Raw genomic sequence first — 16,398 nt, 5'->3', positions numbered from 1 at the left:
TCCCTGACCGCCTGATGAGCGCCGCAAAGATGGAACCGTTCTACAACTACATCGATGGCGAATGGACCGCGTGCCAGTCCGGCCGAACCTTCGACAACATCAATCCCGCCGATACGAACGAAGTGGTGGGCCGCTTCCAGGCATCCGCCGCCGAAGATGGCCAGGCCGCAGTGGCGGCCGCCGCCGCCGCGTTCGAGGGCTGGAAGAACACGCCGATCGGCCGCCGCGCGGCCATCCTGAACCGCGCCGCGCAGCAGCTCGAAGCCAATGCCGACAGCGTCGCGCGCGAACTGACGCGCGAAGAGGGCAAGGCGTTGAGCCTGGCGCGCGACGAGGTCCTGCGCTCGGCGCAGACGCTGCGCTTCTATGCCGTCGAAGGCCAGACCTTCACCGGCGAATCGTTCCCCAACGACGACGGCGACATGCTGGTCTACACGCAGCGCGAGCCGCTGGGCGTGGCGACGGTGATCTCGCCGTGGAATTTCCCGATCTCGATCCCGGCACGCAAGATCGCGCCGGCGCTGATCACAGGCAATACCGTGGTGTTCAAGCCGTCGTCCGATGCGCCGCTGAGCGGCTATCGCTTGGCCGAGGCGCTGATCGACGCGGGCCTGCCCAAGGGCGTGCTGAACTTCATCACCGGCAGCGCCGCCGACGTGGGAGCCGCGATCACGCAAGCCCCGGCCGTGCGTGCGATCTCGTTCACTGGCTCGACCCGCGCCGGCGAGCAGATCCATCGCTCGGTGCCGCTGACCACGCGCACGCAGATGGAGCTGGGCGGCAAGAATCCGCTGCTGGTGATGGAGGACGCGGATCTCGACCAGGCCGTCGGACTGACGATCAAGGGCGGTTTCTCGCTCAGCGGCCAGGCCTGCACCGGTACCAGCCGCGTGCTGGTCGCCGAGTCCGTGCGCGACGCCTATACCGAGAAGCTGCTGGCCCGCGTCAAGACACTGAAGATCGGCAGCGGCCTGACGCCCGGCATGGACCTGGGTCCGCTGGCCACGCGCAACCAGCTCGACAACGTGCTGCGCTATATCGACATCGGCAAGTCCGAGGCGACCCTGCTGTGCGGCGGCGAGCGGCTCGGCGGTCCGGAGTTCGACAACGGCTTCTACGTGTCGCCCGCCGTCTTCACCGATGTCACGCAGGACATGCGCATCGCGCAAGAGGAGATCTTCGGGCCGGTGATCGCGATCATCGCGTTCAGCGACTACGCCGACGCGATCGCCAAGGCCAACGACAGCGAGTACGGCCTGGCCGCGGCGATCGTCACGCGCAATCCGCGCTACATGCATCGCTTCGCCGCCGACATCGAGGCCGGCACCGTCAAGATCAACCGCACCACCACCGGCAATCTGGTCAACGCGCCGTTCGGCGGGCTGAAGCGCTCCAGCACCTCGACCTTCCGCGAGTCCGGCCGCACCGGCCTCGAGTTCTATACCCAGATCAAGACCGTCTACCGCGGCCTGTAAGCACTACGTATCGCAGCATCGCAGCATCGCTACACCGTATCGACCAGGAGAACATCGCATGAAACAAGCCATCAAGCTCGAACTGCGCGAAGCGCGCCATATGGTGGCCGCGGCCATCGCCAAGTCCGAGGAGATCGGCGTGCTCGAATCCATCTGCGTGGTGGACGAGGGCGGCTATCCGCTGGTGCTGGAGCGGATGGACGGCGCCCGTATCACCGGGCCGCAGATCGCCTGGAACAAGGCCTTTACCGCGGCCGGCCACAAGCGCTCGACCCATCTGTTCACCACGCCGCCGAACGGGCCCGCGCTGCCCGGCAACGAAGCCTTCGGCATCCAGTGGAGCTTCGAGGGCAAGTTCGCCGCCTTTGTCGGCGGTTTTCCGATCGTCGTCAACGAGCAGGTGATCGGCGGCATCGGGCTGAGCGGCGGCAACGGCGAACAGGACACGCAGGCGGGCCTCGCCGCGCTGCAGGCGCTGCAGGAATTGCTGGCACCGCAGGACCTGAAGGTGGTGGTGCAGGCCGATATCAAGCGCTGAACCGAGCGCTGACCCAAGCGCTGCACGAAGCGCTGAACCCCCGCCGCATCCTTCAACCGGCCATTCGGAACGCATCATGTCTCACCGCATCCAGATCCTCGAAACGCAGCAGGCCTTTTTTGTCGAGCGAGGCGAAACGCTGCTGCAGGCCGCGCTCAAGGCCGGTATCGCGCTGCCGCACGATTGCCAGCTGGGCGGCTGCGGCACCTGCCGGATGAAGCTCGTCGAAGGCGAGGTCCGCTACGAGGAAGAGCCGATGGGGCTGGCGCCCGACGAGGCGGCGGCGGGCTATGCGCTGGCCTGCCAGGCGCAGCCGGTTGGGGATCTGGTGATCAGCACCGCGCGCGAGGACGAAGCCTGCGCCGAGCCGATGCGGCATCGCGCGCGCATCGAGCAGGTTTTTCCGCTGACGCCGACCGTGCTGCAGGTCCGGCTGGAGGTGCCGGATCTCGACGCGGCGCTGGACTATCGGCCGGGCCAGTACCTCAAGCTGATCGCGGCAGAGGGGCAGGCGCGCAGTTTCTCGATGGCGTCGGTGCCGCAGGGCGGCAGCATCGAACTGCATGTGCGCCGCATTCCGGGCGGCGCGGTCACCGACCGCATCCTGCCGGGCCTGGCGCCCGGCGATGCGGTCGAAGTCGAGCTGCCGCACGGCAACTTCTTCTATCGCGCGCGCGACTATCGTCCGTTGCTGATGGTCGCGACAGGCACCGGCATCGCGCCGATCAAGGCGATTCTCGAATCGCTGATGGACGATCCCGATTGCCCGCCGGTATCGCTGTACTGGGGCATGCGGGAGGAGGGCGATCTGTATCTGCACCAGCAAATCGAGGGCTGGACCGAGCGCCTGTACGACTTCCGCTATGTCCCGGTGCTGTCGCGCGGCGCAGGCAGCTGGCAGGGCCGCCGCGGTTATGTGCACCACGCCGCGGTCGACGATCTCGGCGACCTGTCCGAGCACGCGATCTACCTGTGCGGCTCGCCGGACATGATCCGCGACGCGCGGCAGGCCTTCCTCGATCGCGGCGCCAGCACCGAGCATATCTACGCCGACAGTTTCACGTTCCAGCGGGACTGAGGCCCGGCGGCCGTGGAGGGGCGGCGACCGCGCCGCTTCGTTCGGTAGCTGGTATACAATGACGCCAGCCTTTGGCGCGGGCTCGCACCGACCCGGTGCCTCGCCGCAGCGCCTGGGTCCCCGCCAATTCGCGCGCTGTCCAATCCGATCGCCTCGCCATCCGCCATGTCCCTCCGCCCGTCCGTTTCCGCCGCGCCCGATCAGGAAGTCGTGAGCCTGGGCGCCAGCCATTCGCCGCTGTTCGCGCTGGTCACCGACAAGCTGCGTGAGCGCATCCTGAAGGGCGACTACGAGCCGGGCGAACGCCTGGTCGAGAACAAGCTGTCGGCGGAACTGGGTGTGTCGCGCATCCCGGTGCGCGAGGCGCTGCGGGCGCTAGCCAGCGAAGGGCTGGTGCTGATCGAACCGCGCCGCGGCGCCTCGGTGGCCAAGCTGTCGCCCGATATCGTCCGCGAGATGGTGGAGGTGCGCGCCACGCTGGAGGGGCTGAACGCCAAGCTGGCCGCGCAGCGGCGCGATCCGGCGCTGATCGCGGAGCTCGAGGCGGTGTTGCAGCAAGGCATGGAAGCGGCGGCCCAGGGCAAGGCCGACGAACTGCTGACGCTGAATTCGCGCTTTCACGAGGTGCTCGGCAATATCGCCGCCAACAGCGTGCTGCAGGAAATGATGCGCTCGCTGCGTGAGCGTACCGCGGTGCTGTTCGGGCCGGCCAACACGGTGCGCGCCCGCCAGAACTGGGACGAACACGCGCAGATCCTGCAGGCGGTGATCGCCGGCGATGCCGATCTTGCGGCCCTGCTGGCCGCGCGGCATGTCTACAGCGCGGCCAAGGCGGCCGAGCTGCCGGTCGGCGAGCAGCACGCCGCCTGACGCCTGTTGCCTGACGCATGTTGTCTGAGGCCTGTTGCCGCCGAGGGCTGTTGCGGCCTGACGCCTGTTGACTGACGCCGGCGGCAGGTCCTCCGGTCTCTCTGCCTTTTCTCTTTTCCCTTTCGCGATTCCTCTTTCCCGATTCCTCTTTCGCGATTCCTCTTTCCCGATTCCTCTTTCGCGATTCCTCTGTCGCGATTCCTCTGTCGCGATTCCTCTGTCGCGATGCACCATGGGCGCGGTGCGCCTTGCCGCCGTGCCCCGGCATCGGCCGCGCGCACGGGTCCGGGGCGTCCGGCGCACCGTCATGGCGCAATGCACAAAAATTGTGTATACTGTCGACTGTTGTAAACGCAATAGAGAAAGACCATGACTTACCGCGACACCAATGCCCGGGCGTCGTACCTGAAGACCCCGGTCGGCCAGCAACTGCTGCGCCACTACGCGGCCCGCGACGCGGTCCGCCACGCGACGCCGCTGATCCCGCTGCGGATCGCCGACGTGCTCCGCTTTGTGCAATGCCTGTTCGACCGCGCCGGCTGCGGGCATCGCCCGGCATAACGGCGAAGACCGATACAGCGCTCACGTCGTTCCCGCGCAGGCGGGAATCCAGTGTCTTCAGAAGCCTCGGGGTTCCCGCCTACGCGGCGACGACGACGGCGCAAGCAATATGAACCGCCCTTCGGGGCGGTTTTTCTTTTCCGGCCGCTCTCGTGTGCGGCACTGCTTCGAATGCGCGGCACCGCATCGTGCCGCGATCTTCCCGGACCGATTCTTGCGTCCAGCGCCAGCCACGTACCGACAGCCCGCCAGCGGTGCGAGGGTTTCCGCCAATGCCGACGAGCCTTGGTCCGCCCTAAACTATTGCATATAGTATACCGACGCAGCACTTAGCCTCGCCTCCGCCAGAGGGGCAGGCGTGCTGCCGTCAGGGTCGCGGCATAGAACAACAGGCAACAACAAGAACAGGAGCCGACGTGAGCCTGCCAACGTCCCCGTCCATCCCGGCCCGCGCCGGTGCTTCCCTGCGCCAGCAAACAGCCGCCGCCCCGCCCGCCGCGCGCTATCGCCCGCTATGGCAGGTCGCCGACGATCTCGCCGAGGGCCGCACCATCGCCGAGCAACTGCTCGATCTCTGTCACGCCGCCTGGGCCGAACGCAATCCGCTGCTGAACGCCATCGTGCTCGCCGACTTCGATGCCGCCCGGGAGCAGGCGCGCGCCAGCGATGCGCGCCGCCGCCAGGGCAGGGCGCTGGGGCCGCTCGATGGCGTGCCGTTCTCCGTCAAGGAATCGTTCGACGTGGCCGGCTGGCCGACCACCTGCGGCAATCCGGCGCTGCGCGAGCACGTCGCGCAGCGCGACGCCACCGCGGTCCAGCGGCTGCGCGAGGCCGGTGCGGTGCTGGTCGGCAAGACCAATGTGCCGCTCGGCCTGCGCGACTGGCAAAGCTATAACGCGGTCTACGGCACCACGCGCAATCCGCACGATCCGTCGCGCACGCCGGGCGGTTCGTCGGGCGGCAGCGCGGCGGCCGTCTGCGCCGGCATGAGCCTGTTCGACATCGGCTCGGACATTGGCTCGTCCCTGCGCAATCCCGCGCACTACTGCGGCGTGTTCTCGCACAAGAGCAGCCACGGCATCGTGCCGCTCAGCGGTCATGGCACCGGCGCGGCGTCGTTCGGCATCCGGGACATCAACGTCGCGGGCCCGATCGCCCGCAGCGCGCGCGATCTCGAACTGGTGCTGCAAGCGATCGCTGGTCCGGAAGGCGCCGACGCGCAGGCTTTTCGACTGGCGTTGCCGCCGTGCCGGCTCGATTCGCTGGCGCAATTCCGCGTCGCGGTGCTGCCCTCGCACCCGCAGGCCGAGGCCGACCGCGAGGTCAGCGACTGCATCGAGGGGTTGGGCCGCTGGCTCGAAGGGCAGGGCGCCAGCGTTGCCTGGCATGTACGCCCGTCGTTCGACGCCGAAGAACTGTGGCGTGTCTACGTGCTGCTGCTGCGCGCGACCACCTCGGTCCATATGCCGGACGGCGCGTTCGCGGATGCCATCCAACAGGCCGCGGCCGCCACGCCGGACGATGCCCGCTACGCGACTCTGCAGCATGTCGGCGCAACGCTCCGCCACCGCGACTGGCTGCTGCTGCAGCACGCACGCGAGCGTTTTGCCGGGGCCTGGCAGCGTTTCTTCGATGACTACGACGTGCTGCTGTGCCCGGCGGCGACGACGACCGCCTTCTCGCTGAACGAATCCGGCGAGCCCTGGCAGCGCCATCTGGACGTCAACGGCAAGCCGCAAGCGATGACGACCCAGCTGTTCTGGGCCGGCCATTCCGGACTGTGCGGACTGCCCTCGACCGTCGCGCCGATCGGCCCCGCCAGCAACGGCCTGCCGGTCGGCGTGCAGATCGTCGCCGGACGCTACCGCGACCTGACCGCGCTGCGCTTCGCGAATCTGCTGGAAGCGGCGGGCTTCGCCTTCCGGCCGCCGCCGGGCTGAGCACGCCTCGCTGACACCACGCAAACACCAGGCAAACACCCCACCGAATTCGCACGCCGCGCGGCGCGCCACGCCGCCGCGATGCCCACACTGACAAGGAGCGACGATCATGCTGGACTGGTTCAAAGAGCTATCGCGGATGGAGCGCAAGGGGTTCTACGGCGCGTTTCTTGGCCATGCGGTCGACGTGTTCGACTTCATGATCTATTCGTTCCTGATCTCGACGCTGCTGACGCAGTGGCAGATGAGCAAATCGACCGCGGGCGCGATCGTCACGTGGACGCTGGTGTCGTCGCTGGTCGGCGCGATCGGCGCCGGCATGCTGGCCGACCGCTATGGCCGCGTGCGCGTGCTGCGCTGGACCATCGTGGTCTTCACCGTCGCCTGCTTCCTGTGCGGGCTGGCCAATTCGCCCGAGCAGCTGATGCTGTTCCGCATGATCCAGGGCATCGGCTTCGGCGGCGAATCGTCGCTGTGCATGGTGCTGGTGACCGAGATGATTCGCAATCCGGCGCACCGCGGCAAATACTCGGGCTTCACGGCAAGCAGCTATTCGTTCGGCTGGGGCGCGGCAGCGCTGGCCTATGGCCTGACCTTCAGCCTGTTCCCGGCCGAGACGGCCTGGCGGGTCTGCTTCTTCCTGGGCATCGTGCCGGCGCTGGTGGTCTTCTATCTGCGCCGCAACCTCGACGAGCCCGAGGTCTTCGTCAAGACGCGCGCCGAGCGGGCCGCGTCGCAGGGCTCCGCCTGGCTGGAGCTGGGCCGGCTGGTGCGGCGGCCGCTGCTGCGCAAGACCGTGCTGTGCAGCCTGCTGTCCGGCGGCATGCTGGGCGCCTACTACGCGATCGCGACCTGGCTGCCGACCTTCCTGAAGACCGAGCGCGGCCTGTCGGTGTTCGGCACCAGCTCCTATCTGGCGGTGACGATCCTCGGCTCGCTGGTCGGCTATGTGGCCGGCGCCTACGCCACCGACCGGCTGGGACGGCGGCCGACCTATGTGCTGTTCGCCGCCGGCGCCTTCGTGATGGCGCTGATCTATATGGTGATCCCGGTCTCCAACCTGTCGATGCTGTTCCTCGGCTTTCCGCTGGGCGTGCTGATGCAGGGGGTGTTCTCCGGCATCGGCGCGACCATCTCGGAGTCGTATCCGAACGATATCCGCGCGACCGGCTACGGCGTCTCGTACAACCTCGGCCGGGTGATCGGCTCGTTCTTCCCGCTGTCGGTCGGCTGGCTCAGCTCGGGCCGGACCTCGTTGCCGCTGGCTATCGCCATCGTCGCCGGGGCCGGCTATGCGCTGGTCGTGTTCGCCGCGCTGATGCTGCCGGAGACCACCGGCATGGATCTGGACAAGGCCGGCGGCGACGAGGCCGACCGGGACGACAAGGTGCCGGGCAAGGTCGGTTTGGCGCCGGCGCCGGGCATCGGCGGAACCGCGGCCTGATCAGTCCGAAATGACATCGAACCGGGGGAACGGGCAGGGCGGAAACGCCCCGCCCGATATCCAGATCGTCACGTTTTCGGGAACAACCTAGGGCTAACCCTGTCCATGCGATTGCATTCGGTTACAATGCCGCACTTGCGTCTTATTACGCAGAGCACTAACCGTCATATTTTTGGCGTAGTGCCTCTGCCCGCATACCGACGCCAACTTCCCCTTGATGCGAGCCTTTCTACCGTTTCTGATCGCGGCCTGCCTGTTCCTGCTCTCCTTCGGAGCGCAGGCGAGCACGCGTCTGGACGCGGCGGCGGGGCTCGGGCAAGGACAGATGCGCGTGGGGCCGCTGGTCTGCAGCATGGCCGCGGTCGCCGCGGTGGCGGCCCGGGCGGTTTCCAGCGATGACGACGGCAGCCGCATCGTCGCCCCGGGCGACGACGGCATCCATGCCGACGACGACGTCGCCGAAGCCGCCTCCCACCCGGGCTACTGCAATATCTGGTCGGCGGACCTGCTCGATCCGCCCGACGTGCTCGACGAAATCGAGGAATCGAGCGCGCTGTTCGCCTTGCCGGCGGCCCCGCTCGAACTGCCTTCCGGCGATGTCTCTCCGCCTCGCCACGGCCGCGCGCCGCCACTGCCTGCGGCGCTGTTCAAGCCCCCCATCTTCTCCGCCTGATTGCTGACGCGCCGGTCCGGCTCCGTATCGGACCGGTCGCGCCTCCTATCTGCGTGTCTTGCTCGCGGCGTTCGCTGCCGTGGGCCGTGTGCTTGTCGCGGTAACGCCGTCCGCGCGTAGCCGGCATGCAGTGGTCCGGCTTTTTCTCGTTGCCATGAAGATCTCTACGCTTACCCTGATAGCGTCGCTTTCGCTTGGGGTGTCGTCGGCCTTTGCCGCCGATGCCTTCTCGCTGGAGCAACTGCTTTCCCTGTCCCAAAACTCGAACAAGGGCGTGGCCGCCGCGCATGCCGGCGTGGACGCCGCCAGCGCCGCCGTCACCAGCGCGGGCGCCTATCCGAATCCGCAGGTCGAAATGATGTACGGCCGCCTGCGCGGCCGGCAGGCCGGCGTCGCCGAGGGCAACACGCCCAGCTTCTCGATCACGCAGCGCCTCGACTACCCCCAGCAGCGCAGCCTGCGCCGCTCCATCGCCGAACGCAATCTCGACGCGACTGAAGCGGGTCTGCAGGCCTTCTATGCGGACCTCGCCGGCCGCGTCAAGACCGGCTACTTCGGCGTGCTGCGCCGGGAGAGCGAACTGGCGGCGGCACGGGAAGACCTGGCGATGATGAAGCAGGTCCATTCGCGTGCGCGGCTGCGCGTCGAGGTCGGCGAGGCGCCGCGCTATGAGCTGATCCGGGCCGAGACCGAACTGCTGGCGGCGCAGAAATCGCTGCAGAGCGCCGAGTACCGCGTCGACCAGGCCAAGGCGGCGCTGCGCCAGCAGGTCGGCGGCGCGCTGCCGCCGAAGTTCGCGCTGGCCGGCAGCCTCGGCCAGATCCCGAACGTGCCCGATCTGGCGGTGATGCGGGAGCGCCTGAGCACGGCCAATGCCGAACTGGTCCAGCGCCGCATGGAGCTGGAGCGCGCCAATCTGGCCGTCGACTACCAGCGCTCGCTGCGGTTGCCCGAGCTGGCGGTGCGCGCCAGCACCACGCGCGAGCCGGACAACAGCGTGTCCCAGGTCGGCCTGGTGCTGACCATCCCGTTGTGGGACCGCCGCAAGGGCCCGGTGGGCGAGGCGGTCGCGCAAGCCACGCAGGCACGCAGCGCCTATGAGCTGCGCGAATTCGAATTGGCGCAGGAACTCGAGTCGGCGTACCGCCAGCTCGAAATCACGCAGGCCCAGGTCACCGCGCTGGAGTCCGGCATCGTCCGTGAGGCCGAGAACGCGCTGCAGGTCGCGCAGGCGGCCTACCGCTACGGCGAGCGCGGCATCCTCGAAGTGATCGATGCCCAGCGCACGCTGCGCAACGCGCGCAACGAACTGATCGCCGCCCAATACGACCAGCAGATGGCCGTGATCCAGATCGAACGCCTGCTGTCGATGGCGCCCGGCATGTCCACGCCCGGCGTGACCCCGGGCAGGACTTCGGACGTGACTCCGGATGTCAGCCCGGCTATGACCCCGGCCGTGACCTCCGCCACGACCCCGGCCATGACCCCGACCGCCGCGACCCTCTCCACCGAACCGAACAAAGACTGACCATGCGCCCCATTTCTCTCCGTACCCTGGCGGTGGCTGCCGCCATGATGTTGACGCTCGCGGCCTGTTCCGAGGAGCCGCCGCCCGCAGCCGAGGCGCCCAAGCTGCCGCCCGGCGTGGTCAAGCCCGAGCCCTCGTTGCAGCAGCAGCTGAAGGTCGCGCCGGTGACCGCCAGCCCGTTCAGCGAGATGCTGCACGTCGCCGGCCGCATCGATTTCGACGAGCAGCGCGTGGCCCGCATCGGCGCCTCGGTGACCGGCCGCGTGACCGACCTCTACGCGATGCCCGGCCAGGAAGTGAAGGCCGGCCAGGTGCTGGCGCGCCTGCACAGCAGCGAGCTGGGCGCCGCGCAGATGTCCTACCTGAAGGCCTTGGCGCAATCGCAGCTGCAGGCGCAGAACGCCGAGCGCGCGCGCCAGCTGTTCGCCGCCGACGTGATCGGCCGCGGCGAGCTGCAGCGCCGCGAGAGCGAATATGCGATCGCCCAGGCCGAGATGAATGCCTATCGTGACCAACTGCGCGTGCTGGGCATGTCCAAGGCCGCGATCGCCGAGCTGTCCAAGGGCGGCAGCATCAACTCGTATTCGCCGGTGTATTCGAGCATCAGCGGCACCGTGGTCGAGCGCAAGGTCGCCCAGGGCCAGGTGGTGCAGCCCGCCGATTCGCTCTATACGGTGGCCGACCTGTCGCGCGTCTGGGTCGTGGCCGAGGTGCCCGAGCAGCAGGCCGCGCTGGTGGCCGAGGGGCAGACCGTCGAGATCGACGTGCCGTCGCTGGGCGCGGGTACGGGCCGCAGCCGGATCGCCGGCAAGCTGATCTATGTGGGCCGCACCGTCAATCCCGAATCGCGCACGGTGCTCGTTCGTACCGAACTCGAGAACCGCGAGGGACGCCTGAAGCCGGCGATGCTGGCCAGCATGGTGATCGCCAGCCGGCCGACCGAGCGGCTGGTGGTGCCGGGCTCGGCCGTGGTCCGCGACGGCAACGAGGAACAGGTCTACGTCGAGCAGGGCGAGGGCCTGTATCGCGCCGTGCCGGTCAAGCTCGGCGCGGAGAGCGACGGCATGCGCGTGGTGCAGAGCGGCGTCAAGGCTGGCGACCGCATCGTGGTCAATGGCGCGTTCCATCTCGATAACGAGCGCAAGCGCCTCGAGCAAGGTTGACCACGATGATCGAATCCCTAGTCCAAGCTGCCATCAAACAGCGGCTCGTGGTCTGCGTGATCGCGGTCGTGCTGTTCTTCTTCGGGCTGCGCGCCGCCGGCAAGCTGTCGGTCGACGCGTTCCCCGATGTCACCAACGTGCAGGTGCAGATCGCCACCGAGGCGGCCGGCCGCTCGCCCGAGGAGGTCGAGCGCTTCGTCACGGTGCCGATCGAGATCGCGATGACCGGCCTGCCCGGCCTGGTCGAGATGCGCTCGCTGAACAAGGCGGGCCTGTCGCTGATCACGCTGGTGTTCACCGATGCCACCGATGTCTATTTCGCGCGCCAGCTGGTGATGGAGCGGCTGATCGAGGTCGGCGGCCGCATGCCGGAAGGCGTGACGCCGGTGCTCGGCCCGGTGTCGACCGGTCTGGGCGAGGTCTACCAGTACACGCTGGACCGCGCCGATGACGGCGACCGCGAGCTGACGCAACAGGAACTGTCCGAGCGCCGCATCGTGCAGGACTGGGTCGTGCGCCCGCTGCTGCGTTCGATCCCGGGCGTCGCCGAAATCAACTCGCAGGGCGGCTACGTCAAGCAATACCAGGCGCTGATCAATCCGGACCGCATGCGGCACTACGGCATCTCGGTGCAGCAGGTCTACCAGGCACTCGCCAACAACAACGCCAACTCGGGCGGTGGGGTGCTGCCGCACTACGCCGAGCAGTACCTGATCCGCGGCGTGGGTCTGGCGCAAGGCGTTGAGGACCTGAAGAGCATCGTGCTGAAGGAGATCAACGGCACGCCGGTCTACCTGCGCGACGTCGCCGAGGTCACCATCGGCCATGAAGTCCGGCAGGGCGCGCTGATCAAGAACGGCCAGACCGAGGCGGTCGGCGGCATCGTGATGATGATGCGCGGCGGCAACGCCAAGGAGGTCGTCAGCCGCGTCAAGCAGCGCGTCGCCGAGATCAACGAGCGCGGCATGCTGCCCGGCAAGCTGCAGATCGTGCCGTACTACGACCGCAGCGAACTGGTCGACGCCGCGTTGTGGACGGTGACCAAGGTGCTGCTCGAAGGCGTGGTGCTGGTGGTGATCGTGCTGTTCCTGTTCCTGGGCGACCTGCGCTCGTCGGTGATCGTGCTGGCCACGCTGGTGCTGACGCCGCTGCTGACCTTCATGGTGATGAACCAGGTGGGGCTGTCGGCCAACCTGATGTCGCTGGGGGGGCTGGCGATCGCGATCGGCCTGATGGTCGACGGCTCGGTGGTGGTGGTCGAGAACGCGTTCGAGCGATTGGGGCGCAAGGATGAGCTGAGGCTGTCGAAGACCGAGGTGCTGGTCAAGGCGGTGCAGGAAGTGGCGACGCCGGTGATCGTCGGCGTCGGCATCATCATCCTGGTGTTCCTGCCGCTGATGACGCTGACCGGCACCGAGGGCAAGATGTTCGCGCCGCTGGCCTTCACCATCGCGATCGCGCTGGCCATCTCGCTGGTGCTGTCGCTGACGCTGTCGCCGGTACTGTCGTCCTACATCCTGAAGGGCGGGGCCGAGCACGATACCCGCGTGATCGCCTTCCTGAAGCGCCACTATCTGCGGATGCTGAAGGTGGCGATGGCAAACAGCCGCAAGACCGTGGTCGCTGCCGTCGTCGCGTTCCTGGGCACGCTGGCGATCGTGCCGCTGCTCGGTTCGTCGTTCATGCCGGAGATGAAGGAAGGCTCGATCGTTCCGGCGATCGACCGCGTGCCCAACATCTCGCTGGAGGAATCGATCAAGCTGGAGAAGGAGGCCAACAAGCTGGTGCTCAGCGTACCGGGCGTCAAGTCGGTGGTCTCCGGCGTCGGCCGCGGCGAAAGCCCGGCGGACCCGCAGAGCCAGAACGAGTCGACCCCGATCGCCAGCCTGAAGGACCGCGACGAGTGGCCCGACGGCTGGACGCAGGACGACATCGCCGAGCAGATCCGCCAGAAGCTGCGCGCCATTCCGGGCGTGCAGATCGTGATGGCGCAGCCGATTTCCGACCGGATCGACGAGATGGTCAGCGGCGTGCGTTCGGACATCGCGGTCAAGATCTTCGGCGACGACCTCGGCAAGCTGCGCGAGCTGGCCGGCGAGGTCGCCCGCGTGGCCGGCGGCATCCAGGGCTCGCAGGACATCCGCATCGAGCGCATCACCGGGCAGCAATACCTGTCGATCGACATCGACCGCCAGGCGATCGCGCGCTACGGGCTCAATGTCTCGGACATCCACGACATCATCGAGATCTCGATCGGCGGCAAGCGCGCCACCGACATCTTCGAGGGTGAGCGCCGCTTCAGCGCCGCGGTCCGTCTGCCGGAGCGCTTCCGCCACGATGTCCAGTCGATCCGCCAGCTGCTGGTGACCACGCCCGACGGCATCCAGGTGCCGCTGCAAAGCGTGGCGAAGATCGAGGTCAGCGACGGCCCGGCGCAGATCAGCCGCGAAATGGCCAAGCGCCGCGTCGTGGTGATGATCAACGTCAAGGACCGCGACCTCGGCGGCTTCGTCGCCGAGCTGCAGCAGGCGGCCGACAGCAAGGTCAAGCTGCCCGAAGGCTATTACTTCGAGTGGGGCGGCCAATTCCAGAACATGGAACGCGCGATGGGCCACCTGAAGATCATCGTGCCGATCACGATCGCCGCGATCTTCTTCCTGCTGTTCCTGCTGTTCAACTCGCTGCGCTTCGCCACACTGATCATCACAGTGCTGCCGTTCGCGTCCATCGGCGGCATCATCGGCCTGTTTATCACCGGCGAATACCTGTCGGTGCCGGCGTCGGTGGGCTTTATCGCGCTGTGGGGTATCGCGGTGCTGAACGGCGTGGTGCTGGTGTCCTACATCCGCAATCTGCGCAACAACGGCATGGACCTCGACGAGGCGGTGATCCACGGCGCCACCATGCGGTTCCGTCCGGTGATGATGACGGCGACCATCGCGCTGCTGGGCCTGGTGCCGTTCCTGTTCTCGACGGGGCCGGGCTCCGAGGTGCAGCGCCCGCTGGCGGTGGTGGTGATCGGCGGCCTGATCACGTCGACGCTGCTGACGCTGGTGATGGTGCCGACGCTGTATCGCTGGTTCGACGACCGCAAGCCAAATCCGGCGACGGACGAGCCGGTGTAAGGTCGCTGTCGCCGCCCCCGCGAAAGCGGGGGTTCAGCGACTGACCTGGCTTTCGAAGCTCACAATCAAAGTCACTGGGTCCCCGCGTTCGCGGGGACGACGGAGTTGGCAGAGGTATGCCACCCACCGTCGTCCCCGCGAATGCGGGGACCCAGTGGCTTTCACCCAGCCCACCCCGTCGTCCCCGCGAATGCGGGGACCCAGTGGCTTTCATCCAGTCCTATTCATCCTGCGCCAGCCGATGCACCGGCTCCGGCAGTGCATCGAGCAGCGGCTTGCCAAAATACTGGCGATCGCTGACCGCCAGCTGCTTCAGTCCTTCCCGCAGCAGCCGCAGCGCCTTTGCCGCCGGCCCCAGCTGGCCGGCATGCGCGGAATACCACGCCAGTTCGAACCACAGGCTGCTCTGCTGCAGCAGCGGATACTTGCGTTCGCCGCGCTGCGATTCCGCCAGGCGCCAGGCGGCGACCTCGTGCCAGGTGTCCGGCCAGGCGGGGCCGGTGAAGGCGTCGGCGAACGGCCCGGCCAATTGGCGCAAGGCCGCCACGCCGATCGGTGCGGTCGCCTGGAATTCGGCCAGCGTGGGCCGCGGCGCGGTATGGCAGGCGCCGCGCGCGATGCGCATCAGGTAGATGGCGTTCCATGCGGACGGATGGCGGTTGCCGGCGCCGCGGCCCAGCCATTCGGACAGGCCGATCCACTGGATCGCGCGCTCCGCTTCTCCATCACGCAAGGCGCCGGACCATCCGATGCCGGCCTCGCCGAACAGCCATAGCGCCATGCCGATATTGGCGGCCACATGCTGCGCGGCATCGGAGACGTTCGATTCGAACGCCGCGGCCAACGCCTGATCGAAATGGGTGGCGGCCTGTTCGGCCAGTGCGCCAGCGGTCGCGGCGTCGTGCGGGGCAGCGGCCAGCGCATTGGACCGCTGGATCAGCGCGGCGAGGTTGTGCCATTCGAAGCGGACATGCGGGTGGGCCTGCACCAGCGTCGCACTGGGCTGGTTCTGCGCCAGCGCCTGCAGCACGGCCAGCGCGCCGGGCAGGTCGCGCTCGTCGTAGGCGCACCAGGCGGCGACGATGCCTTCCATCGCGTCGAGATAGTCGTTGCCGGCGATGGCATGACCGCGCCGGCGCCGCTTCAGTGCGCGCAGCATCTTGCGGGTCTGTGCGCGATCGCCGAGGCGGCGCCACAGCAGCGCCTCGTTCAGCGCGACGAACGCGTGTTCGAACTCGCTGGCGGCCAGCCGCCCCGCGGCGCGGAATGCGGTCAGCGCAGCGGGGGCGTCATGCGAGCCATTTCCACCTGTCCCGCCGGTCTTGGCCGCATCCTCGCGCGACAGCGGCGTCAACAGCCGCCCCTCACGCAACGCCTGCTTGCCGTCGACAAAATGGCGCCAGAACGACAGGTCGGTCTGCGTAACCATCCGCTGCGGGATGGGCGCCTTGCCCTGGCCGGGCCCGTCGCGATCGAGGCCGAGAAACGCCGCAATTTCCGCGGCGCCGGCCGGAGCCCCGTCGACCACGCAGACGATGCGCTGGCGTTCATGCGCGGCAAGCCAGAACGGCCCCTGGCTGCGTCCCTCCAGATTCAGAAAGCGCGGATCGCGGCTGGCGTCGTCGCCCCAACCGACCGCCAGCTCCCAGCGCGCGAAGTCCTGGAAGGCCCGCGTGATCGCCATGCGCAGGGTGCGCGCGTTGCTCATGCGCTCGCGCAGGTCGTCGGCGTAGACCAGCGGCCGGTGCGGCGCCTGTTGGGCCGCGTAGTGCAGCCGGACCAGCAGCCATACCGACTGGTAGGGCGCCCGGAGGCCATTGACGGTTTGCGGGGCGCACAGCTCGATTAGCAGGGGTTCGGGCATGGAGGCGGGCACAGAGAAGCGGAATCGGGCACAGGGACGTGACAGCCGTGACAGCGGATGCAGATTGTCGCACGCACCGCGTTGGACTGGCGCATGCCTGTGGCTACGATGCGGGCTGTCCGGTCGGTGTCGCGCCACG

The 16,398-nt window shown here is 68.0% G+C and carries 12 protein-coding genes; 11 read left to right on the top strand and 1 reads right to left on the bottom strand.

All coding sequences use genetic code 11. The annotated features are described in order from the left end of the window. Positions 1 to 29: 29 nt before the first annotated feature. The 11 genes from LRR16_RS16990 (at position 30) to LRR16_RS16940 (ending at position 14,395) form a co-directional block, all read left to right on the top strand. Positions 30 to 1,475, top strand: coding sequence for an aldehyde dehydrogenase family protein (locus LRR16_RS16990; protein ID WP_006575729.1), 1,446 nt, complete (start codon positions 30 to 32; stop codon positions 1,473 to 1,475). Positions 1,476 to 1,533: 58 nt separating this feature from the next. Next, complete coding sequence (locus LRR16_RS16985) at positions 1,534 to 2,013, top strand: heme-binding protein (RefSeq protein ID WP_006575728.1); 480 nt, start codon at positions 1,534 to 1,536, stop codon at positions 2,011 to 2,013. A 76-nt stretch (positions 2,014 to 2,089) separates the two neighbouring features. Further along, positions 2,090 to 3,091 (top strand): 2Fe-2S iron-sulfur cluster-binding protein, encoded by a 1,002-nt coding sequence (locus LRR16_RS16980; RefSeq protein WP_232206597.1) that lies wholly within the window; start codon positions 2,090 to 2,092, stop codon positions 3,089 to 3,091. Between the two features lie 165 nt (positions 3,092 to 3,256). After that, on the top strand, positions 3,257 to 3,961 hold the full coding sequence (locus tag LRR16_RS16975; protein ID WP_023264630.1) for a GntR family transcriptional regulator: 705 nt from the start codon (positions 3,257 to 3,259) through the stop codon (positions 3,959 to 3,961). Positions 3,962 to 4,330: 369 nt separating this feature from the next. Further along, positions 4,331 to 4,522 (top strand): hypothetical protein, encoded by a 192-nt coding sequence (locus LRR16_RS16970; protein WP_232206596.1) that lies wholly within the window; start codon positions 4,331 to 4,333, stop codon positions 4,520 to 4,522. A gap of 464 nt (positions 4,523 to 4,986) precedes the next feature. Next, positions 4,987 to 6,462 (top strand): amidase, encoded by a 1,476-nt coding sequence (locus tag LRR16_RS16965; RefSeq protein ID WP_232206670.1) that lies wholly within the window; start codon positions 4,987 to 4,989, stop codon positions 6,460 to 6,462. A 109-nt stretch (positions 6,463 to 6,571) separates the two neighbouring features. Further along, on the top strand, positions 6,572 to 7,906 hold the full coding sequence (locus LRR16_RS16960) for an MFS transporter (protein WP_232206595.1): 1,335 nt from the start codon (positions 6,572 to 6,574) through the stop codon (positions 7,904 to 7,906). 217 nt (positions 7,907 to 8,123) lie between these two features. Continuing rightward, positions 8,124 to 8,579, top strand: a complete 456-nt coding sequence (locus LRR16_RS16955) for a hypothetical protein (RefSeq protein WP_006575723.1) — start codon at positions 8,124 to 8,126, stop codon at positions 8,577 to 8,579. A gap of 154 nt (positions 8,580 to 8,733) precedes the next feature. Further along, complete coding sequence (locus LRR16_RS16950) at positions 8,734 to 10,107, top strand: TolC family protein (protein ID WP_232206594.1); 1,374 nt, start codon at positions 8,734 to 8,736, stop codon at positions 10,105 to 10,107. Positions 10,108 to 10,109: 2 nt separating this feature from the next. After that, positions 10,110 to 11,270, top strand: a complete 1,161-nt coding sequence (locus tag LRR16_RS16945; protein ID WP_006575722.1) for an efflux RND transporter periplasmic adaptor subunit — start codon at positions 10,110 to 10,112, stop codon at positions 11,268 to 11,270. 5 nt (positions 11,271 to 11,275) lie between these two features. Continuing rightward, a complete protein-coding gene (locus tag LRR16_RS16940) occupies positions 11,276 to 14,395 on the top strand; it encodes an efflux RND transporter permease subunit (protein ID WP_043440510.1) in 3,120 nt (1,039 codons plus the stop codon). A 220-nt stretch (positions 14,396 to 14,615) separates the two neighbouring features. Here the strand turns inward: LRR16_RS16940 and LRR16_RS16935 are convergent, their stop codons facing one another. Further along, positions 14,616 to 16,259, bottom strand: a complete 1,644-nt coding sequence (locus tag LRR16_RS16935) for a hypothetical protein (protein WP_232206593.1) — start codon at positions 16,257 to 16,259, stop codon at positions 14,616 to 14,618. Positions 16,260 to 16,398: the final 139 nt, after the last annotated feature.

It is taken from the genome of Cupriavidus sp. UGS-1, assembly GCF_021213615.1.
Lineage (GTDB): Bacteria > Pseudomonadota > Gammaproteobacteria > Burkholderiales > Burkholderiaceae > Cupriavidus.
This window is presented reverse-complemented; position numbering and strand designations above follow the sequence as displayed.

What these genes read in the sequence shown, in the direction of transcription:
- LRR16_RS16990 (WP_006575729.1), top strand. Translation starts at nt 30, where the DNA reads ATGGAACCGTTCTACAACTACATCGATGGCGAATGGACCGCGTGCCAG.
- LRR16_RS16985 (WP_006575728.1), top strand. Translation starts at nt 1,534, where the DNA reads ATGAAACAAGCCATCAAGCTCGAACTGCGCGAAGCGCGCCATATGGTG.
- LRR16_RS16980 (WP_232206597.1), top strand. Translation starts at nt 2,090, where the DNA reads ATGTCTCACCGCATCCAGATCCTCGAAACGCAGCAGGCCTTTTTTGTC.
- LRR16_RS16975 (WP_023264630.1), top strand. Translation starts at nt 3,257, where the DNA reads ATGTCCCTCCGCCCGTCCGTTTCCGCCGCGCCCGATCAGGAAGTCGTG.
- LRR16_RS16970 (WP_232206596.1), top strand. Translation starts at nt 4,331, where the DNA reads ATGACTTACCGCGACACCAATGCCCGGGCGTCGTACCTGAAGACCCCG.
- LRR16_RS16960 (WP_232206595.1), top strand. Translation starts at nt 6,572, where the DNA reads ATGCTGGACTGGTTCAAAGAGCTATCGCGGATGGAGCGCAAGGGGTTC.
- LRR16_RS16955 (WP_006575723.1), top strand. Translation starts at nt 8,124, where the DNA reads ATGCGAGCCTTTCTACCGTTTCTGATCGCGGCCTGCCTGTTCCTGCTC.
- LRR16_RS16950 (WP_232206594.1), top strand. Translation starts at nt 8,734, where the DNA reads ATGAAGATCTCTACGCTTACCCTGATAGCGTCGCTTTCGCTTGGGGTG.
- LRR16_RS16945 (WP_006575722.1), top strand. Translation starts at nt 10,110, where the DNA reads ATGCGCCCCATTTCTCTCCGTACCCTGGCGGTGGCTGCCGCCATGATG.
- LRR16_RS16940 (WP_043440510.1), top strand. Translation starts at nt 11,276, where the DNA reads ATGATCGAATCCCTAGTCCAAGCTGCCATCAAACAGCGGCTCGTGGTC.
- LRR16_RS16935 (WP_232206593.1), bottom strand. Translation starts at nt 16,259, where the DNA reads ATGCCCGAACCCCTGCTAATCGAGCTGTGCGCCCCGCAAACCGTCAAT.